This window comes from Variovorax ginsengisoli (assembly GCF_030486595.1).
GTDB lineage: Bacteria > Pseudomonadota > Gammaproteobacteria > Burkholderiales > Burkholderiaceae_C > Variovorax > Variovorax ginsengisoli_B.
The window spans coordinates 111,016-130,498 of sequence record NZ_JAUJZH010000017.1; the positions used below are offsets into that span (position 1 = coordinate 111,016).

The window sequence follows — 19,483 nt, forward strand, 5'->3', positions numbered from 1 at the left end:
CTGCGGGTTTCTGGCATTGCACTGCAACACGGATTTGAAGGATTCTCGGGACCAGCAGAGCGCCGGTGGTTACATTGGCTTTCCCCTCAGAATTACCAAGAATACTTACGCAAGGAGCTGATAGATGCTGGGTTTGATGCAGGACCAACCGTTGCTGATCTCGTCGCTGATCGAGTTCGCCGAGCGCCACCATGGCGACGCCGAAATCGTCTCGCGGCGGGTCGAGGGCGACATCCACCGGACGACCTGGCGCCAGGTCGCCGCACGTTCGCGGCAGGTCGCCAACGCGCTCGAGGACGAGCAGCTGCTGTTCAGCGACCGGGTCGCCACGCTGGCCTGGAACGGCTACCGCCACCTCGAGCTCTACTACGGCGTGAGCGGCTCCGGCCGCGTGCTGCACACGATCAACCCGCGGCTGCATCCCGACCAGATCGCCTGGATCGCGAACCACGCCGAAGACCAGATCCTGTGCTTCGACCTGTCGTTCCTGCCGCTGGTGCAGGCGGTCCACGCCAAGTGCACCACGATCCGGAAATGGATTGCGCTGTGTGATGCCGACAAGCTGCCTGCCGACACTGGCGTGCCGAACCTGGTGAGCTACGAAGCCTGGATGGGCCAGCGCTCCGATGTCTATCCGTGGCCCAGCTTCGACGAAAACTCGGCGTCGAGCATGTGCTACACGAGCGGCACGACGGGCAATCCGAAGGCCGCGCTCTACAGCCACCGCTCGACCCTGCTGCACGCCTACGCCGCCGCGCTGCCCGACGTGATGTGCATTTCGGCGCGCGATTCGGTGCTGCCGGTGGTGCCGATGTTCCACGTCAACGCCTGGGGCATCCCGTATTCGGCGGCCCTGGTCGGCGCCAAGGTAGTGTTCCCCGGCCCGGCGCTGGACGGCAAGTCGGTCTATGACCTGATCGAGGCCGAGAAGGTGACCTTCGCGGCCGGCGTGCCGACCGTCTGGCAGATGCTGCTGGGCCACCTGCAGGCCAACGGCCTGAAGTTCTCGAGCCTGAAGCGTACCGTGATCGGCGGCTCGGCCTGTCCGCCGGCCATGATCCACGCCTTCCAGGAGCTCTACGGGGTCGACGTGCTGCACGCCTGGGGCATGACCGAGATGTCGCCGCTCGGCACCCTCTGCACGCTCAAGAACAAGCACTTGGCGCAGAGCCCCGAGCAGCAGACCGCGATCCGCATGAAGCAGGGCCGCGCGATCTTCGGCGTCGACATGAAGATTGTCGACGGCAATGGCGAGGAACTGCCCTGGGATGGCAAGGCCTACGGCGACCTGCTCGTCAAGGGTCCGTGGGTGGTCAAGGAATACTTCAAGGGGGAGGGCGGCAACCCGCTGGACACCGACGCCGAGGGCCGCGGCTGGTTCCCGACCGGCGACGTCGCCACCATCGATGCCGACGGCTTCCTGCAGATCACCGACCGCAGCAAGGACGTGATCAAGTCGGGCGGCGAATGGATCAGCTCGATCGACATCGAGAACATCGCGGTGGCGCACCCGGCGATCGCGATGGCGGCCTGCATCGGCGTGTTCCATCCCAAGTGGGACGAGCGGCCGATCGTGGCGGTGGTGAAAAAGCCGGGCGGCGAAGTCTCGCGCGACGAACTGCTCGCCTTCTACCAGGGCAAGACCGCCAAGTGGCAGATCCCCGACGACGTGGTGTTCGTGGAGGCGATTCCGATCGGTGCCACCGGAAAGATCCTCAAGACCAAGTTGCGCGAATTGCTGCGCGACTACAAGCTGCCGGGGGTCTGAAAACGAGCCCATCCTACCGCCGAGTAGCACCAGCCCGAACGGGGCTGTCGCATGGGTGATAGAAACCGCCCCGGCAGCCTCGTCCTTACGGGCATTCCCTGACGGGCGGGTCCTCAAAGACTTGTAATCTCGCCCAGCCCTGACAGCCTGAACTAGGAGACAAGAAATGAAATTCACCCTCAAGATCGCCACCGCCGCCATCCTCGTCGCGAGTGCCACCGGCGCCTTCGCCCAGAAGGGCGAGACCGTGAAGATCGCCTGGCTCGATCCGCTGTCCGGCCTGATGGCCGCCGTCGGCACCAACCAGCTGAAGACCTTCCAGTTCCTGGCCGACGAGTTCAACAAGAAGAACGCGGCCGGGGTCAAGTTCGAGATCATCGGCATCGACAACAAGCTGAGCCCGCAGGAAACCACCAGCGCCCTGCGCTCGGCCATGGACCAGGGTGCACGCTACGTGGTGCAGGGCAACGGCTCCGGCGCCGCGCTCGCGATCATCGACGCGCTCGAGAAGAACAACGCCCGCAACCCGGGCAAGGAAGTGCTGTACCTGAACTACGCGGCGGTCGATCCCGACCTGACCAACAGCAAGTGCAGCTACTGGCACTTCCGCCTCGACGCCGACACCTCCATGAAGATGGAAGCGCTGACCACCTTCATGAAGGACCAGCCGGACGTCAAGAAGGTCTACCTGCTCAACCAGAACTACTCGCACGGCGTGCAGGTGGCCAAGTACGCCAAGGAGAATCTGGCGCGCAAGCGGCCTGACGTCCAGATCGTCGGCGAAGACCTGCATCCGCTCGCGCAGGTGCGCGACTTCTCGCCGTACATCGCCAAGATCAAGGCCTCGGGCGCCGACACAGTGATCACCGGCAACTGGGGTTCCGACCTGTCGCTGCTGATCAAGGCGGCCAACGACGCCGGGCTCAACAACGTCAAGTTCTACACCTACTATGGCACGGTCAGCGGCACGCCGACCGCCATGGGCGCGGCTTCGGACGGCAAGGTGTTCCAGGTCGGCTACGGACACTACAACATGGGCGGCGAGATCCAGCGCCTCTCCGTCGACTTCAACAAGAAGTTCAAGGAAGACCTCTACACCTCGGCCGCCTACACCTCGCTGCAGATGCTGGTCGACGGCTTCGTCAAGGCCAAGTCGACCGATCCGGTCAAGGTGGCGGCAGCCCTCGAGGGCATGCGCTTCAAGAGCTTCAACGGCGAGGTCGAGATGCGCAAGACCGACCACCAGCTGCAGCAGGGCCTTTACGTGTCGAAGTGGGAGAAGGCCGGCGGCAAGTTCCCGATCGACTCCGAGAACACGGGCTACACCTTCGTGCCGGTCAAGTACTACGAGCCCTACGTCGCCAGCACGCCCACCACCTGCGAAATGAAGCGGCCCAGCCCCTGAGGCATGACTTCGCGCTGACCGGTCGAGGCCCGACTTCAACACTCGGGCCTCTTTTCTTTTCCACGTGACCCCGAGGACCGATGAACGTCGAATTTTTCGTCATCTCGCTGCTCAACGGCGTGAGCTACGGCTTGCTGTTGTTCATGCTGAGCTCTGGCCTGACGCTGATCTTCAGCATGATGGGTGTGCTCAATTTCGCGCACACCAGTTTCTACATGCTGGGGGCCTACGTGGCCTACACGCTGTCCGGCATCATCGGCTTCTGGCCGGCGCTGTTCATCGCGCCGCTGCTGGTCGGGGCGCTCGGCGCCGGCTTCGAGCGCTACAGCCTGCGGCGGGTCCACAAATTCGGCCATGTACCCGAACTGCTGGTGACCTTCGGTCTCTCGTTCCTGATCCTCGAGGTCGTGCAGCTGGTCTGGGGCCGCTCCACCGTCCCCTATGCGCTGCCGAGCCAGCTGCAGGGCCCGCTGTTCACGATCTACGGCACCCAGTTCCCGAAGTCGCGCTCCTTCATCATGCTGGTCGCCTTGTTGATGCTGCTGTCGGTGTGGCTGCTGCTCACGCGCACCCGCATCGGCCTTGTGATCCAGGCTGCGCTCAAGCATCCTGAAATGGTCGAGGCGCTCGGCCACAACGTGCCGCGCGTCTTCATGCTGGTGTTCGGCGGCGGCGCCGCGCTGGCCGGGCTGGCCGGCGTGGTGGGCGGCAACACCTATGTCACCGAGCCGGCCATGGCCGCGTCGGTGGGCTCGATCATCTTCGTGGTGGTGGTGGTCGGGGGCCTCGGCTCGCTGGCCGGCGCCTTCCTGGCGTCGCTCCTGATCGGCATCGTCCAGACCTTCGCGGTGGCGATGGACCAGTCGATGGCCGGCGGCCTGCAGGCGATGGGCGTGGCGGTGACCGAAAGCAGCTTCGGCTACCCATTGCTCAAGCTCACCATCTCGCAGGTGGCGCCGATCCTGCCCTATCTGTTCCTGGTCCTGATCCTGATCTTCAGGCCCAAGGGCCTGCTCGGCACGCGCGAAGACTGATCCGATGACGAATACGCAGTACTACCGCTTCAAGCCCCTGAACCTCGGGCGCTTCTTCATCTGGTCGCTGTTCGCGATCGTCCTGATCGTCGCGCCGATGGTCTTCAAGACCAGCCTGGCGCTGACGATGCTCTCGCAGATGGGCTATCTCATCATCATCTGCCTGAGCTACAACATCCTGCTCGGGCAGGGCGGCATGCTGAGCTTCGGGCATGCGGTCTATGTCGGGCTCGGCTCCTTCATCGCGATCCATGCGATGAACCTCGCGAGCAAGGGCGCCTTGCCGATCCCGCTGGTGCTGATCCCCGTGGTGGGGGGGCTGGCGGGCATGTTCTTCGCGATCATCCTGGGCTTCGTCACGACCAAGAAGTCGGGCACCACCTTCGCGATGATCACGCTGGGCATCGGCGAGCTGGTGGCGTCCATGGCGCTCATGTTCCCGGGCTTCTTCGGCGGCGAGGGCGGCATCACGACCGACCGCGTCTACGGTCGGCCCTTCTTCGGCCTGACCTTCGGGCCGCAGATCCAGGTCTACTACCTGATCGCCGTCTACTGCTTCATCTGCACCGCGCTGATGTACGCCTTCACCGGCACGCCGCTGGGCCGCATCCTGAACGCGGTGCGCGACAACCCGGAGCGGGTCGAGTTCATCGGCTACAACACCCAGCGGGTGCGCTACTTCGCCTTCATCATCGCCGGCTTCTTCGCTGGCGTCGGCGGCGGGCTGGCGGCGATCAACTTCGAGATCGTCAACGCGGCCGACAGCCTGAATGCGCTGCGCTCGGGCAGCTACCTGCTGTTCACCTTCCTGGGCGGGGCGATCTTCTTCTTCGGGCCGATCATCGGCGCGGTGCTGCTGGTCTTCGCCGCGGTGCTGCTGTCGGAGCTCTCCAAGGCCTGGCAGCTCTATTTCGGGCTGGTCTTCGTCTTCATGGTGATGTTCGCGCCGGGCGGCATCGCCAGCCTGGTGATGATGAACCTGCGCGTGGCCAAGTTCGGCAAGTTCAAGCAGTTCTGGCCGCTCTACGGCGGCCTGCTGGTGGCGATCATCCCGGTGGTGATCGGCGCCGCCGCCCTCATCGAGATGATCTATCACATCCAGCTCAATTCGGCCCTGGGGCCGAGCCTCCCGTTCATGGGCGTTTCGCTCGACACCTCCGGCGTGGCCAGCTGGCTCGGCGCGTCGCTGATCCTGGTCATCGGGCTCATCGCGCTCGAGTTCGCGCGGCGGCGCTTCGTGCGGGCCTGGGGCACCGCCCAGGAGCAGATCGAGGCCGAGATCAAGCGGAGGGAGCTCGCATGACCCACGCCCTGGAACTCAAGTCGCTGCGCAAGAACTTCGGCAAGACCGAGATCATCCGCGGCGTCGACCTGGCCGTGGAGGCCGGTGAGCGGATCGCCATCATCGGCCCGAACGGCGCCGGCAAGTCGACCCTGTTCAACCTGATCAGCGGCCGGCTCGCACCCAGCAGCGGCGAGGTGCTGCTCGACGGCCAGCGCATCGACGGCAAGAAGCCGTTCGAGATCAATCGGCTGGGCCTGTCGCGCAGCTTCCAGATCACCAACATCTTTCCGAAGCTCAGCGTCTTCGAGAACCTGCGCTGCGGGGTGCTGTGGAGCCTGGGCTACCGCTACAGCTTCCTGCGCTTCCTGTCGAACCTGCACGATGCCAACGCGCGGACCGAGGAACTGATCCACCAGGTCGGCCTCGACCGCAAGCGCGACGTGCAGGCCGTGAACCTCACTTATGCCGAGCAGCGGGCGCTGGAGATCGGCGTCACGATCGCCGGCGGCGCCAATGTCATCCTGCTCGACGAGCCGACCGCCGGCATGAGCAAGACCGAGACCTCGCACTTCATCGCGTTGATCAAGCAGGTGACGGTCGGCAAGACGCTGCTCACCGTGGAGCACGACATGGGGGTGGTGTTCGGCCTGGCCGACAAGATCGCGGTGGTGGTCTACGGCGAGGTGATCGCCTTCGACACCCCGGCCGCGGTGCGCGCCAATGCGCGCGTGCAGGAGGCCTACCTGGGTTCCTCGGTGGCCGATGCGCAGGGCGGAGCACACTGACATGCTGAAACTCCAAGACATTCACGCCTATTACGGCAAGAGCCATGTGTTGCATGGTGTTTCGTTCGACGTCGGTCCCGGCGAGATCGTCGCGCTGCTGGGCCGCAACGGCTCGGGCCGCTCGACCACCGCCAAGGCGATCATGGGCCTGGTCCATGCCGAAGGCACGCTGCGCTGGAAGGACAAGGACATCCTGCGCAAGAAGGCCTACGAGGTGGCGCACATGGGCATCGGCTACGTGCCCGAGAACCGCGACATCTTTCCCAAGCTCACGGTGCACCAGAACCTGCTGCTGGGCCAGAAGGGCAACGGCCGCGGCAGCCGCTGGTCGTTCGACGACATGTACGGCATGTTCCCGCGGCTCAAGGAGCGCCAGCACACCGAGGCCGGCGTGCTGTCGGGCGGCGAGCAGCAGATGCTGACCCTGTGCCGCACGCTGATGGGCGACCCCGACCTGATCATCATCGACGAGCCGACCGAGGGCCTGGCGCCGAAGATCGTCGAGCTGGTCGGCCAGTACCTGCGCACGCTCAAGGACAAGGGCATCTCGGTGCTGCTGATCGAGCAGAAGCTGACCATCGCGATGCAGATCTCCGACCGGGCCCTGGTCATGGGGCACGGCAGCATCGTGTTCGACGGCACGCCCGACAGCCTCAGGGCCGATGCCACTACCCGGAAGGAATGGCTGGAGGTCTAATCCTCCTCGGCGCCTTGTCCCGGCAGCGACTTGGCATGGTTGCCCGGTCCCTCGAAACGCCTAGAATTCGATAAAAAAGAACACTCGTGCTTTTTGTGAGCGGGGTCTTGGCGTCTGATCGCGCCATGGCCCTCGAACCCGTTTTTTCGATCCTCTCCCATCCCAAAGGAACGCAGCATGACGGCTGAATACAAAGTGCTCGGCGACGTCGCCGTGATCACGCTGAACAACCCCCCGGTCAACGGCCTCGGCTTCTCGACCCGGGTCGGCATCACCGACGGGCTTTCCAAGGCCATCGACGACCCGGCCGTCAAGGCGATCGTCATCACCGGCGAGGGCAAGGCCTTCTCGGGCGGCGCCGACATCAAGGAATTCGGCACGCCCAAGGCGCTGCAGGAGCCCAACCTGCTGAGCGTCATCCTGGCGCTCGAGGCTTCCACCAAGCCGATCGTCGCGGCCATCCATTCGGTCTGCATGGGCGGCGGCCTCGAACTGGCCCTGGGCTGCCACTACCGCGTTGCGGCACCCGGCACCAGCGTCGCGCTGCCCGAGGTCAAGCTGGGCCTCCTGCCCGGCGCCGGCGGCACCCAGCGCCTGCCGCGCGTGCTGGGCGTGGAGACCGCGCTCAACATGATCGTCAGCGGCGAGGCCGTCAAGAGCGAGGTGCTGGCGTCGATGCCCGGCCAGAAGCTGTTCGACAAGCTCTCGGGATCGGCCGAGTCGCTGTTCGACGAAGCGCTCGAACTCGCCAGGCACGTGGCCGGCAAGACCGGCGATGCACTGCCGCTGGTGCGCAACCTGCCGTGCAAGCACCCGCAGGGCGACGCCTACTTCCAGTTCGCCAAGAACATGGTCGGCGGCATGTCCAAGAACTACCCGGCGCCGCTCAAGTGCGTCGATGCCGTGCAGGCCGCGACCCAGCTGAAGTTCGACCAGGGCATGGCCGAGGAGCGCCGGCTCTTCACCGCGCTGATGTTCACGCCCGAATCGATGGCGCTGCGCCACCTGTTCATGGCCGAGCGCGCGGCATCGCGCATTCCCGATGTGCCCGAGGACACGCCGCAGCGCGCCATCAAGTCGGTCGGCGTGATCGGCGCCGGCACCATGGGCGGCGGCATCTCGATGAACTTCCTGAACGCCGGCATCCCGGTCAAGATCCTCGAGATGAAGCAGGAAGCGCTCGACCGCGGCGTGGCCACCATCAAGAAGAACTACGAAGCCCAGGTCAAGAAGGGCAAGCTCAAGCAGGACAAGTACGAGCAGCGCATGGCGCTCTTGAGCACCACGCTGAGCTACGACGACCTGAAGGATGTCGACCTGGTCATCGAGGCCGTGTTCGAGGAACTCGGCGTCAAGGAAGCGGTGTTCAAGGAACTCGACCGCGTCGCCAAGTCCGGTGCCATCCTGGCGTCCAACACCTCGACGCTCGACGTCGACAAGATCGCCGCCTTCACGAAGCGTCCGCAGGACGTGGTCGGCATGCACTTCTTCAGCCCGGCCAACGTGATGAAGCTGCTCGAAGTGGTGCGCGGCAAGAAGACCGCCAAGGACGTGCTGGCGACGGTGATGTCGCTGGCCAAGAAGATCAAGAAGACCGCGGTGGTCTCGGGCGTCTGCGACGGCTTCATCGGCAACCGCATGATCGAGCAGTATTCGCGCCAGGCGGGCTTCCTGCTGGACGAAGGCGCGACGCCGCAGCAGGTCGACCGCGCGATCGAGAAATTCGGCTTCGCGATGGGCCCGTTCCGCATGGGCGACCTGGCCGGCAACGACATCGGCTGGGCCATCCGCAAGCGCCGCGCGACCGAGATCGCCGACATGAAGTACAGCCGCACGGCCGACAAGCTCTGCGAGCTGGGCCGCTTCGGCCAGAAGACCGGGGCAGGGTGGTACGACTACCAGGCCGGCAAGCGCGATGCGATCCCGTCAGAGCTGGTCAACAAGATGATCGAGGACCACCGCAAGGAGCTCGGCATCACGCCGCGCAAGATCTCCGACGACGAGATCGTCCAGCGCCTGGTCTATTCGCTGGTCAACGAAGGTGCCCGCATCCTCGAGGACGGCATCGCCTCGAAGTCGGGCGACATCGACATGGTCTACCTCACGGGCTATGGCTTCCCGATCTGGCGCGGCGGCCCGATGCACTACGCTTCGCAGGTCGGCCTGTTCAACGTGGCCGAGTCGATGAAGCGCTTCGCGAAGAATCCGCGCGACGACGCGAGCTTCTGGCAGCCGGCCGCGCTGATCCAGAAGCTGGTGGCCGAAGGCAAGAACTTCAGCTGAAGACGGAAGGCGACCGCTCATGGTGAAACGCGTCTTCCTGGCGTTGCTGCTGGTGCCGGTGGCGCTGGCGGCAGCCGTGGCGGTCAATACCTGGCGCACGCCGTCGCGGCAACTTGCCGTGGCGCCGGCGCCGAAGCTCGCGATCGACGTCCAGGCTGCCGCCAGGCGGCTGGCGGGCGCGATCCCGTTCCGCACGGTGTCCAGCCTCGACAACCCGACCGGCAACGACGCCGAGTTCGACAAGCTGCATGCCTACCTGGCCGAGCAGTTCCCGAAGGTCCATGCCACCCTCAAGAAAGAGGTGGTGGGCCAGAAGGCGCTGCTCTACACCTGGGCCGGCAGCGACCCGACCGCCAAGCCGATCGCGCTGATGGCGCACCAGGACATGGTGCCGATCGCGCCGGGCACCGAGAAGGCCTGGTCGGTCGACCCGTTCGGCGGCGCCATTCAGGACGGCTTCGTCTGGGGCCGCGGCACGCTCGACAACAAGGGCAACCTGTTCGCGCAGATGGAAGCCATCGAGTTGCTGATCGGGCAGGGCTTCAAGCCCACCCAGACGGTCTATCTCGTGATGGGCGACGACGAGGAGGTCAGCGGCCTGCGCGGCGCGCTGCCGATCGCCGAACTGCTGAAGTCGCGCGGCGTGCGCCTGGACTGGGTGCTCGACGAAGGCCTGCTGGTGCTGGACGGCGTGCTGCCCGGGCTGTCAAAGCCGGCGGCGCTGATCGGCCTGGCCGAGAAAGGCTACGGTACCTTCTTCCTCTCGATCGACACCGCCCCCGGCCACTCGTCGATGCCGCCGCGGCACAGCGCGATCGGCAGCATGAGCGCCGCACTGGCGCGGCTCGAGGCGAAGCCGATGCCCGGTGGCATCCAGGGCGTGGCGGCGCAGATGTTCGGCGCGCTGGCCCCCGAGATGAGCGGCCTGAACCGCGTGATGCTGTCCAACCTGTGGCTCACCGGGCCGCTCGTCGAGGGGCAACTCGAGAAGAGCCCGAGCAGCAATGCGATGCTGCGCACCACCACAGCGCTCACCATCGTGCGGGCCGGCAACAAGGACAACGTGCTGCCGGGCCGCGCCGAGGCGGCGGTCAACTTCCGCATCCTGCCGGGCGACTCGATCGACAGCGTCGAGAAGCACCTCAAGGGCGCGCTCGGCAACGACGCGATCCAGGTCAAGCGCTACCCGGGCAATTCCGAGCCGTCGCCGGTGTCGCCGACCGACAGCACCGGCTACCGCGCGATCGAGCGGGCGGTGCGGCAGACCTTCCCGGACGCGGTCGTGGCGCCGGGCCTGATGACGGCCGCCACCGACTCGCGCCACTTCAGCCTGGTGAGCGATGCGGTCTACCGCTTCTCGCCGTTCCGGGCCAAGGCCGAAGACCTGCCGCGCTTCCATGGCACCAACGAGCGCGTCTCGATCGCCAACTACGGCGAGATGATCCAGTTCTATCAGCAACTGCTGCGCGATACGCAACAGCCCCAGTAACCGTCATTCCTCTTTCTCAAAGGACCTCACCATGACCCGCGCCGTCATCGTCTCCACCGCCCGCACGCCGCTCGCCAAGAGCTGGAAGGGTGCCTTCAACATGACGCACGGCGCCACGCTCGGCGGCCACGCGGTGCAGCACGCGGTGCAGCGCGCCGGCATCGACCCGGCCTCGGTCGACGACGTCATCATGGGCTGCGCCACGCCCGAAGGCGCCACCGGCTCGAACATCGCGCGCCAGATCGCGCTGCGCGCCGGCCTGCCGATCACGACCTCGGGCATGACCATCAACCGCTTCTGCTCCTCGGGCCTGCAGACCATCGCCACCGCGGCCCAGCGCATCATCGCGGGCGAAGGCGAGGTCTACGTGGCCGGCGGCGTCGAGAGCATCTCGTGCGTGCAGAACGAGGCCAACAAGCACATGCTGGCCGACCCCTGGCTGGTGAAGCACAAGCCCGAGATCTACTGGAACATGCTGCAGACCGCCGAGCAGGTCGCCAAGCGCTACAACATCGGCCGCGACGCCATGGACGAATACGGCGCCGCCAGCCAGCAGAAGGCCACCGCCGCGCTGGAAGCCGGCCGCTTCAAGGACGAGATCGCACCGATCACCGTGCTGGCCGGCGTGGCCGACGCGGTGCTGGGCCTGCGCACCAAGGAAGTCACGATCGAGAACGACGAAGGCATTCGTCCCGGCACCACCAAGGAAGGCATCAGCGGCATCCGCCCGGCGATCCCCGGCGGCCTGATCTCGGCCGGCAATGCCAGCCAGTTCTCCGACGGCGGCGGCGCCTGCGTGCTGGTCGACGAGAAGTACGCCGAGCAAAAGGGCCTGAAGCCGCTGGGCCGTTTCCTCGGCTTCGCGGTCGCCGGCTGCGAGCCCGACGAGATGGGCATCGGTCCGGTGTTCGCGATCCCGAAGGTGCTGAACCGCCTGGGCCTGAAGGTCAGCGACATCGACCTCTGGGAGCTCAACGAAGCCTTCGCGGTGCAGGTCATCTACTGCCGCGACAAGCTGGGCATCCCGGCTGACCGTCTCAACGTCGACGGCGGCGCGATCGCGGTCGGGCATCCCTACGGCGTGAGCGGCCAGCGCCTCACGGGCCACGCGCTCATCGAAGGCAAGCGCCGCGGCGCCAAGAAGGTCGTGGTCACGATGTGCATCGGCGGCGGCATGGGCGCGGCCGGCGTGTTCGAAGTCCTCTGACGGGCGAGCCTCGCGGGCAGGTCCGTACCTGCGAGGCCTTCACGGTCAACGACGGGCAAAAGAAGCCCTGGGCGCTCGCCCGGGGCACCATTGCACATCTGCCATCGGCACCGGATGCTGCGGCAGAATCGAAATCCAACCTCTCGCCCAGCGATCCTCGCCATGAGCCTTCGTCCCACCCTCGACTTTCTTCTCTACGACTGGCTCGACGCCGAGTCGCTCAGCGGCCGCGAGCGCTTCGCCGACCATTCGCGCGAGACCTTCGACGCCGTGCTCGACACCTGCGAGCGGATCGCGCGCGAGAAGTACGCGCCGAGCAACCGCATCGTCGACACCCAGGAGCCGCACTTCGACGGCGAGAAGGTGATCCTGCCGCAGGCCACCCACGATGCCCACAAGGCCTTCGTCGAATCCGGCATGCTGAGCGCCGCCCAGGACTACGACATCGGCGGCATGCAGCTGCCCTACACCCTGTCGGCGGCGGCCAACAGCTTCTTCGCCATGGCCTCGGTCAGCATCGGCTCGAACATGCTCACCAGCGGCAATGCCAACCTGCTGATGGTGCATGGCACCGAGATGCAAAAGGAAGTCTTCGCCAAGAACGAGTTCGCCGGCCGCTGGTCGGGCACCATGTGCCTGTCGGAGCCGCAGGCCGGCTCCAGCCTCAGCGACGTCGCCACCCGCGCGGTGCCCGACGGCCCCGATTTCCAGGACGATCCGCTGGGCCCTCGCTTTCGCCTCACCGGCAACAAGATGTGGATCTCGGCCGGCGACCACGAGCTGACCGAGAACATCGTGCACATCGTGCTGGCCAAGATTCCCGACGAGAACGGCAAGCTGATTCCGGGCACGCGGGGCATCTCGCTGTTCATCGTGCCGAAGAAGATGGTCGGCACCGACGGCCAGCTGACCGGCGAGCGCAACGACGTGGCACTCGCCGGCCTGAACCACAAGCTCGGCTGGCGCGGCACCACCAACACGCTGCTCAATTTCGGCGAGGGCAAGTTCCCGGTCGGCGGCAAGGCCGGCGCGGTGGGCTACCTGGTCGGCCAGCCCGGCAAGGGCCTGCACTGCATGTTCCACATGATGAACGAGGCGCGCATCGGCGTCGGCACGGCCGCGACCATGCTCGGCATGGCGGGCTACTTCGCCTCGCTCGACTACGCGAAGAACCGGCCACAGGGTCGGCCCGCGGGCCCGGCCGGCAAGGACGCCGCCAAGCCGCAGGTGCGGATCATCGAGCACGCCGACGTGCGCCGCATGCTGCTGGCCCAGAAGGCGTACTGCGAAGGCGCCCTGGCGCTGGAGCTCTATTGCGCGCGGCTGGTCGACGAGCAGAAGACCGGCGACGCGCAGGCGGCCGACGATGCGCGGCTGCTGCTCGAGGTACTGACCCCGATCGCCAAGAGCTGGCCCAGCGAATGGTGCCTGGAAGCCAATTCGCTGGCGATCCAGATCCATGGCGGCTACGGCTACACGCGCGATTTCCCGGTCGAGCAGTACTGGCGCGACAACCGTCTCAACATGATCCACGAAGGCACCCACGGCATCCAGGCGGCCGACCTGCTCGGACGCAAGGTGCTGATGGAAGACGGCCGCGGCTTGCAGCTGCTGGTCGGACGGGTCGGCCAGACGATCGCCCGCGCCGCCGCGGTGCCGGCGCTGGCCGCCCACGCCAAGGCGCTCGGCGAGGCGCTCGAGCGCGTCGGCTCGGCCACCCGGGCCGCCTGGGCCACCGGCAACCCGCAGGAGGCGCTGGCCAATGCGGTGCCGTACATGCAGGCCTTCGGCCATGTGGTGCTGGCCTGGATCTGGCTCGATGTCGCGCAGCACGCGCTGGCGCGCGACGGCGCCAAGGCCTTGCCGGCCACGGTCGGGCGCCTCGGTGCGGCCGACTTCTTCTTCCACTATGAATTGCCGAAGATCGGTGCCTGGCTGCAGGTGGTCGAGCGCCGCGACCCGACCTGCGCGGCGCTGCCCGAGGAGGCCTTCTGATGGCCGGCGCGTCCCAGGCGAAGCCGCATGCGACGCTCGAGAAATGGATCTGGATCCTGATCTTCGGCGGCCTCTTCGGCGTGGTCATCGGCATCGCCGTCGGCCGTGCCGACGAAGCGCTGGGCTGGGCCCTGGCCGTGCCCGGCGCCGCGCTGGTGGCCGTCGGCGTGGTGCTGATCTATGTCCGTTCCCGGTTCCCCGACAGCAAGGATTCACCATGATCAAGCACGTCGTGATGTGGAAGCTCAAGAACCCCAAGGACGCCGCCGCGTTCAAGGCCCGGCTCGACAGCTGCCAGGGCCTGGTGCCGGGCATGCGGCAGTTCGAGGTCGGCGTGCGCACGCCCGGCCTCGAGGCCAACTGCGACGTGGTGCTGAACTCGGCCTTCGACGACGAGGCGGCGCTGCAGGCCTACCTGGAGCACCCCCGGCACGTCGAGGTGTCGGCCGTCCTCGGCAGCCTGCGCGAGTCGCGCAGCGTGCTCGATTATCAAACCCCCTGAATTTCCCGGAGACACCATGACTGCACGCAGCATCCAGAAGCTTTTCGACCTCAGCGGCAAGACCGCGCTGATCACCGGCGGCTCGCGCGGCCTGGGCCTCCAGATGGCCCACGCGCTCGGCGAGGCCGGCGCCCGCATCATGCTGAGCTCGCGCAAGGCCGACGACCTCGAGCAGGCCACGGCCGAACTGCAGGCCGCCGGCATCGACACCCGCTGGATCGCGGCCGACTGCTCGAAAGAGGAGGACACCCGCCGCCTCGCCACCGAGACGCTCGAGCGCATGGGCGCGATCGACATCCTGGTCAACAACGCGGGCGCCAGCTGGGGCGCGCCGGCCGAAGACCATCCGGTCGAAGCCTGGGACAAGGTGATGAACCTCAACGTCCGCGGCTACTTCATCCTGGCGCAGCAGGTCGCCCGCGCCTACATGATCCCGAAGAAGGCTGGCCGGATCATCAACATCGCCTCGATCGCGGGCCTCAACGGCAACCCACCCGAGATGCAGACCATCGCCTACAACACCTCCAAGAGCGCGGTGATCGGCTTCACCCACACGCTGGCCGCCGAATGGGGCAGGTACAACATCAACGTCAATGCGATCTGCCCGGGCTTCTTCATGACCAAGATGGCGGCGGGCCTGATCAAGTCGATCGGCGAAGACAAGATGGCCTCGCACGCACCGCTGGGCCGGCTCGGCGACGACGAGGACCTGAAGGGCATCACGCTGCTGTACGCCAGCGACGCCGGCAAGCACATCACGGGCCAGTGGCTGGCCGTCGACGGCGGAGTGAGCGTGGTCCTTGGCGCCTGACATGACCGATTCCGACGACAGCATCAACCTGCGCTCCTACACGGACCAGATTCCGTTCGCGCGCCATCTGGGCTTCGAGATCACGAAATTCGAGGGCGGCGAATCCGAGCTGCGCTACACCGCGAAGCCCGAGCACCTGAACACCTTCGACGTGACGCACGGCGGCGCCGTCATGACCATGCTCGACATCGCGATGGCCGCCGCCGCGCGCAGCGAGACGCCCGAGATCGGCGTCGTCACGATCGAGATGAAGACCACCTTCATGGCGCCGTCGGTCGGCCCGCTGATCGCACGCGGCAGCCTGCTGCACCGCACCGCGACGATGGGCTTCACCGAGGCCAAGATCTACGACGCCCAGGAACGCGTCTGCGCCCATGCCACCGGGACCTTCAAGTACGTGAAGCGCCGCCTGCCCACGGGCCCGGCCAGCGCCAATGCGATGCGCCCGCCCTCGACCGACTGACCCCTTTTCTCCGGAGACCTCCATGCCCACCAACAGACAACAGATCCTCGACAACCGCCCCGAGGGCGAAGCCGTCGCCAGCAACTTCAAGCTCGTCAGCACCGAGACCCCGGCGCTGAAGGACAACCAGGTGCTGGTGCGCCACCACTACATGAGCCTCGACCCCTACATGCGCGGCCGCATGAACGATGCCAAGAGCTACGCCCAGCCGCAGCCCCTGGGCCAGGTCATGCAGGGCGGCACGGTCGGCGAGGTGGTCGAGAGCAAGCACCCCAAGTACGCCGTCGGCGACAAGGTGGTCGGCTTCGGCGGCTGGCAGGAATACAGCGTGGTCGACGCCTCGCAGCCCGGCGCGCTCAAGAAGGTCGACACCACGCATGTGCCGCTGTCGCACTACCTGGGCGCGGTCGGCATGCCTGGCGTCACGGCCTGGTATGGGCTGGTGAAGATCATCGCGCCGAAGGCCGGCGAGACCGTGGTCATCACCGCCGCCAGCGGCGCGGTCGGCAGCGCTTTCGGTGCGCTGGCCAAGGCGCGCGGCTGCCGCGTGGTCGGCATTGCAGGCGGTCCCGACAAGTGCAAGTACGTCACCGACGAGCTCGGCTTCGATGCCTGCATCGACTACCGCCAGCACCCCGACGTCAAGAGCATGAGCGCGGCGCTCAAGGAAGCCTGCCCGAACGGCATCGACGGCTACTTCGAGAACGTCGGCGGCTACATCTTCGATGCGGTGCTGCTGCGCACCAACGCCTTCGCGCGGATCGCGCTGTGCGGCATGATCGCCGGCTACGACGGCCAACCGCTGCCGCTCGCCAATCCGGCACTGTTCCTGGTCAACCGGCTCAAGCTCGAGGGCTTCATCGTCAGCGAGCACATGGAGGTCTGGCCCGAGGCGCTGGCCGAACTCGGCGCGCTGGTCGCCAGCGGCAAGCTTCGGCCGCGCGAGTCGGTGGCGCAGGGCATCGAGGCAGCACCCGAAGCCTTTCTCGGCCTGCTGAAGGGCCGGAATTTCGGCAAGCAGCTGGTCAAGCTGATCTGAAAATCGAAATGAACAGGAGGCTGGCATGGACACCACGCACGAGGTCTTCAACCAGCCGGCGCCGTTGGCCGGCTACAACCTGTTCGAAACCAATCGGCCGCTCGGCGATGCACTGAAGCACAACGCGCCGCAGCTGCAGCTCGATCCGCTGCGCAGCCTCGGCGCCGAGATCGGCAGCGTCGGCATGCAGACCCATGCGCGGCTGGCCAACATCCACCCGCCGGTGCTCCACACCCACGACCGCTTCGGCCGCCGCATCGACGAGGTCGAATTCCATCCGAGCTATCACGCGCTGATGGCGGCGGCGGTCGGCGCCGGGCTGCACGGCACGCCCTGGACCGGTGAATCGCAGTCGCCGCACGTCGAACGGGCGGCCGGCTTCATGCTGTTCACCGAGCTCGAGCCCTCGATGCTGTGCCCGATCTCGATGAGCTATGCCGTGACGCCGGCGCTGCGCGGCAATGCCGGCGTCTACGCCGACTGGGGCCCGAAGCTCGCCAGCCGCTGGTACGACCCGAGGCTCCTGCCCTGGCACGACAAGCCGGGCGTGACCATGGGCATGGGCATGACCGAGAAGCAGGGCGGCTCGGACGTCCGCGCCAACACCACGCAGGCGATGCGTGCCGGCAGCGACGGCTGGGGCGAGCGCTACGCGATCACCGGCCACAAGTGGTTCTTCTCGGCGCCGATGTGCGACGCCTTCCTGGTGCTGGCGCAGGCGCCGGCCGGCCTGTCGTGCTTCTTCCTGCCGCGCGTGCTGCCGGACGGCAGCCGCAACGAGATCCGCATCCAGCGCCTGAAGGACAAGCTCGGCAACAAGGCCAACGCCAGCTCCGAGGTCGAGTTCCATGGCGCCAGCGCCTGGCTGGTGGGCGAGGAGGGGCGCGGCATTCCGCAGATCCTCGAGATGGGCACCATGACCCGGCTCGACTGCGCGCTCGGCACCAGCGGGCTGATGCGGCAGGCCCTCAGCCTGGCGCTGAACCACACGGCGCAGCGCCAGGCCTTCGGCCGCCCGCTGATCGAGCAGCCGCTGATGAAGAACGTGCTGGCTGATCTTGCGCTCGAGAGCGAGGCCGCGACCGCGCTGGCGATCCGGCTGGCGCGCGCCTTCGACCATCCCGGCGACGAACACGAGCGCCTGATGGCCCGGCTGCTGACGCCAGTGGCCAAGTTCTGGATCTGCAAGCGCGGCAGCCACTTCGCCCAGGAGGCGATGGAATGCCTGGGCGGCAACGGCTATGTGGAAGAGGGCGGCGAGGGCGTGATGGCGCGCGTCTACCGCGAGATGCCGCTCAATTCGATCTGGGAGGGCGCCGGCAACATCATGGCGCTCGACCTGCTGCGCGGGCTGCGCAAAGGCGACGCCGTCGCCGCGCTGGCGCACGAACTGGCGCCGGCGCGCGGCAGCGATGCCGCGCTCGACCGGCTGGCCGACGCGGTGCCCGCGCGCATCGAGGCGATGGCGACCGAGGTCGAGGCCCGTCGGCTGGCGCAGGATGTGGCCCTCGCGGTGCAGGCCGCGCTGCTGGTGCGGACCGCGCCGCCGGCCGTGGTCGGCGGCTTCTGCGCCTCGCGCCTCGGCGGCGACTGGGGCCATGCCTTCGGCACGCTGAGCGCCGGCGTCGACCTCGATGCGATCATTTCCCGCGCGCGGCCCCAGTGACGGCGCAACTTCGAAAGACCCCATGGCCGACCTGATCCTCCACCATTACGCCACCTCCCCCTTCTCGGAGAAGCTGCGGCTGATCCTCGGCTACAAGAAGCTGGCCTGGAAGTCCGTGATCATTCCGCAGATCGCGCCCAAGCCCGAGCTGGTGGCGCTCACGGGGGGCTACCGCCGCACGCCGGTGCTGCAGATCGGCGCCGACATCTACTGCGACACGGCGCTGATCTGCGACGTGCTCGAACACCTGGCGCCGCTGCCGTCGATCTACCCGGAGCCAGGCAAGGGCCTCGCGCGGGTGCTCGCGCAATGGGCCGACAGCACGCTGTTCTGGGCCGCGATGGCCTACAACTTCAGCCCCAAGGGCGCGGCCGACATGTTCGGCAAGGCGCCCCCGGAGGTGGTCAAGGCCTTCACCGAAGACCGTCGCGCGATGAGCGGCAGCATGGTGAGGCTGCGGCCGGCGGATGCCGCCGCGGCGTACAAGTCGTACCTGCGCCGGCTGTCCGACATGCTCGACGACACCGACTACCTGCTGGGTGCCTTCCCGACCGTGGCCGATTTCGCCTGCTACCACCCGCTGTGGTTCACGCGCAAGCGCACGCCCTCGATGGCTGGCATCCTGCAATTGACGCCCGCCGTGGGCGACTGGATGGACCGCATGGCGGCCATCGGCCACGGCACGATGGAAGTCTTCGATGCCGCCCGGGCGCTCGAGGTCGCGACCGCGTCGACCCCCCACACGCTGCTGTCCGACAGCACCTTCCAGGACGAGCACGGCATCGCGCTCGGCTCGCCTGTCACGATCGCCGCCGAGAGCTTCGGGCCCGAGGCCACCGAGGGCGAACTGGTCGCGGCCACGCGCACCCACTACACGCTGCGCCGCACCGATCCGCGCGCGGGCACGGTGCATGTGCACTTTCCGCGAATCGGGTATGTGTTGCGGGCGGTGTCCCCCTGAGCGTGAAGCACCTGCGCGACTCCGATTTCGCCGGTTTCGTATTTCAATAGCGCCTCAACGCCAAACCCAACACAAGAGACGAAAGGACACGCG

General features: G+C 66.9%; 17 protein-coding genes. All 17 read left to right on the plus strand.

Annotated elements, in window-relative coordinates; translation table 11 throughout:
• The first annotated feature begins 124 nt into the window (after positions 1-124).
• The 17 genes from QZH52_RS22495 (at position 125) to QZH52_RS22575 (ending at position 19,390) form a co-directional block, all read left to right on the plus strand.
• Complete coding sequence (locus tag QZH52_RS22495) at positions 125-1,768, plus strand: 3-(methylthio)propionyl-CoA ligase (RefSeq protein ID WP_286527630.1); 1,644 nt, start codon at positions 125-127, stop codon at positions 1,766-1,768.
• A gap of 166 nt (positions 1,769-1,934) precedes the next feature.
• Entirely contained in the window at positions 1,935-3,173 is a 1,239-nt protein-coding gene (locus QZH52_RS22500) for a branched-chain amino acid ABC transporter substrate-binding protein (RefSeq protein WP_286527629.1), read from the plus strand.
• Positions 3,174-3,253: 80 nt separating this feature from the next.
• Complete coding sequence (locus QZH52_RS22505; protein WP_301812789.1) at positions 3,254-4,207, plus strand: branched-chain amino acid ABC transporter permease; 954 nt, start codon at positions 3,254-3,256, stop codon at positions 4,205-4,207.
• A gap of 4 nt (positions 4,208-4,211) precedes the next feature.
• Complete coding sequence (locus QZH52_RS22510) at positions 4,212-5,510, plus strand: branched-chain amino acid ABC transporter permease (protein WP_301812790.1); 1,299 nt, start codon at positions 4,212-4,214, stop codon at positions 5,508-5,510.
• The gene (locus tag QZH52_RS22515; protein WP_301812791.1) at positions 5,507-6,277 is read left to right on the plus strand and encodes an ABC transporter ATP-binding protein; all 771 of its coding nucleotides are present in this window, start codon (positions 5,507-5,509) and stop codon (positions 6,275-6,277) included. Before QZH52_RS22510 ends, QZH52_RS22515 begins: the two co-directional genes overlap by 4 nt.
• A gap of 1 nt (position 6,278) precedes the next feature.
• The gene (locus QZH52_RS22520) at positions 6,279-6,974 is read left to right on the plus strand and encodes an ABC transporter ATP-binding protein (protein ID WP_286531928.1); all 696 of its coding nucleotides are present in this window, start codon (positions 6,279-6,281) and stop codon (positions 6,972-6,974) included.
• A gap of 177 nt (positions 6,975-7,151) precedes the next feature.
• Complete coding sequence (locus tag QZH52_RS22525) at positions 7,152-9,257, plus strand: 3-hydroxyacyl-CoA dehydrogenase NAD-binding domain-containing protein (RefSeq protein WP_301812792.1); 2,106 nt, start codon at positions 7,152-7,154, stop codon at positions 9,255-9,257.
• A gap of 19 nt (positions 9,258-9,276) precedes the next feature.
• Positions 9,277-10,746: a M20 family peptidase gene (locus QZH52_RS22530; protein ID WP_301812793.1), complete on the plus strand. Its 1,470-nt coding sequence runs from the start codon at positions 9,277-9,279 to the stop codon at positions 10,744-10,746.
• Between the two features lie 31 nt (positions 10,747-10,777).
• The gene (locus tag QZH52_RS22535) at positions 10,778-11,953 is read left to right on the plus strand and encodes an acetyl-CoA C-acyltransferase (RefSeq protein WP_286531925.1); all 1,176 of its coding nucleotides are present in this window, start codon (positions 10,778-10,780) and stop codon (positions 11,951-11,953) included.
• A 162-nt stretch (positions 11,954-12,115) separates the two neighbouring features.
• Positions 12,116-13,948 carry an acyl-CoA dehydrogenase gene (locus QZH52_RS22540; protein WP_301812794.1) on the plus strand — a complete coding sequence of 611 codons (1,833 nt, stop codon included), beginning with the start codon at positions 12,116-12,118 and terminating at the stop codon, positions 13,946-13,948.
• Complete coding sequence (locus QZH52_RS22545) at positions 13,948-14,169, plus strand: hypothetical protein (protein ID WP_301812795.1); 222 nt, start codon at positions 13,948-13,950, stop codon at positions 14,167-14,169. The genes QZH52_RS22540 and QZH52_RS22545 overlap by 1 nt, the downstream gene beginning before the upstream one ends.
• Positions 14,166-14,450 carry a Dabb family protein gene (locus tag QZH52_RS22550; RefSeq protein WP_286531923.1) on the plus strand — a complete coding sequence of 95 codons (285 nt, stop codon included), beginning with the start codon at positions 14,166-14,168 and terminating at the stop codon, positions 14,448-14,450. Before QZH52_RS22545 ends, QZH52_RS22550 begins: the two co-directional genes overlap by 4 nt.
• 16 nt (positions 14,451-14,466) lie before the next feature.
• Positions 14,467-15,261: an SDR family oxidoreductase gene (locus QZH52_RS22555; RefSeq protein WP_286531922.1), complete on the plus strand. Its 795-nt coding sequence runs from the start codon at positions 14,467-14,469 to the stop codon at positions 15,259-15,261.
• Between the two features lies 1 nt (position 15,262).
• Positions 15,263-15,724 carry a PaaI family thioesterase gene (locus QZH52_RS22560; protein WP_301812796.1) on the plus strand — a complete coding sequence of 154 codons (462 nt, stop codon included), beginning with the start codon at positions 15,263-15,265 and terminating at the stop codon, positions 15,722-15,724.
• Between the two features lie 22 nt (positions 15,725-15,746).
• The gene (locus tag QZH52_RS22565) at positions 15,747-16,763 is read left to right on the plus strand and encodes an NADP-dependent oxidoreductase (RefSeq protein ID WP_301812797.1); all 1,017 of its coding nucleotides are present in this window, start codon (positions 15,747-15,749) and stop codon (positions 16,761-16,763) included.
• 25 nt (positions 16,764-16,788) lie between these two features.
• Positions 16,789-18,429: an isovaleryl-CoA dehydrogenase gene (locus QZH52_RS22570; RefSeq protein WP_301812798.1), complete on the plus strand. Its 1,641-nt coding sequence runs from the start codon at positions 16,789-16,791 to the stop codon at positions 18,427-18,429.
• A 22-nt stretch (positions 18,430-18,451) separates the two neighbouring features.
• Positions 18,452-19,390, plus strand: coding sequence for a glutathione S-transferase family protein (locus QZH52_RS22575; protein WP_301812799.1), 939 nt, complete (start codon positions 18,452-18,454; stop codon positions 19,388-19,390).
• Positions 19,391-19,483 lie beyond the last annotated feature (93 nt).

What these genes read in the sequence shown, in the direction of transcription:
- QZH52_RS22505 (WP_301812789.1), top strand. Translation starts at nt 3,254, where the DNA reads ATGAACGTCGAATTTTTCGTCATCTCGCTGCTCAACGGCGTGAGCTAC.
- QZH52_RS22520 (WP_286531928.1), top strand. Translation starts at nt 6,279, where the DNA reads ATGCTGAAACTCCAAGACATTCACGCCTATTACGGCAAGAGCCATGTG.
- QZH52_RS22500 (WP_286527629.1), top strand. Translation starts at nt 1,935, where the DNA reads ATGAAATTCACCCTCAAGATCGCCACCGCCGCCATCCTCGTCGCGAGT.
- QZH52_RS22575 (WP_301812799.1), top strand. Translation starts at nt 18,452, where the DNA reads ATGGCCGACCTGATCCTCCACCATTACGCCACCTCCCCCTTCTCGGAG.
- QZH52_RS22560 (WP_301812796.1), top strand. Translation starts at nt 15,263, where the DNA reads ATGACCGATTCCGACGACAGCATCAACCTGCGCTCCTACACGGACCAG.
- QZH52_RS22510 (WP_301812790.1), top strand. Translation starts at nt 4,212, where the DNA reads ATGACGAATACGCAGTACTACCGCTTCAAGCCCCTGAACCTCGGGCGC.
- QZH52_RS22565 (WP_301812797.1), top strand. Translation starts at nt 15,747, where the DNA reads ATGCCCACCAACAGACAACAGATCCTCGACAACCGCCCCGAGGGCGAA.
- QZH52_RS22545 (WP_301812795.1), top strand. Translation starts at nt 13,948, where the DNA reads ATGGCCGGCGCGTCCCAGGCGAAGCCGCATGCGACGCTCGAGAAATGG.
- QZH52_RS22530 (WP_301812793.1), top strand. Translation starts at nt 9,277, where the DNA reads ATGGTGAAACGCGTCTTCCTGGCGTTGCTGCTGGTGCCGGTGGCGCTG.
- QZH52_RS22570 (WP_301812798.1), top strand. Translation starts at nt 16,789, where the DNA reads ATGGACACCACGCACGAGGTCTTCAACCAGCCGGCGCCGTTGGCCGGC.
- QZH52_RS22525 (WP_301812792.1), top strand. Translation starts at nt 7,152, where the DNA reads ATGACGGCTGAATACAAAGTGCTCGGCGACGTCGCCGTGATCACGCTG.
- QZH52_RS22540 (WP_301812794.1), top strand. Translation starts at nt 12,116, where the DNA reads ATGAGCCTTCGTCCCACCCTCGACTTTCTTCTCTACGACTGGCTCGAC.
- QZH52_RS22535 (WP_286531925.1), top strand. Translation starts at nt 10,778, where the DNA reads ATGACCCGCGCCGTCATCGTCTCCACCGCCCGCACGCCGCTCGCCAAG.
- QZH52_RS22555 (WP_286531922.1), top strand. Translation starts at nt 14,467, where the DNA reads ATGACTGCACGCAGCATCCAGAAGCTTTTCGACCTCAGCGGCAAGACC.
- QZH52_RS22515 (WP_301812791.1), top strand. Translation starts at nt 5,507, where the DNA reads ATGACCCACGCCCTGGAACTCAAGTCGCTGCGCAAGAACTTCGGCAAG.
- QZH52_RS22495 (WP_286527630.1), top strand. Translation starts at nt 125, where the DNA reads ATGCTGGGTTTGATGCAGGACCAACCGTTGCTGATCTCGTCGCTGATC.
- QZH52_RS22550 (WP_286531923.1), top strand. Translation starts at nt 14,166, where the DNA reads ATGATCAAGCACGTCGTGATGTGGAAGCTCAAGAACCCCAAGGACGCC.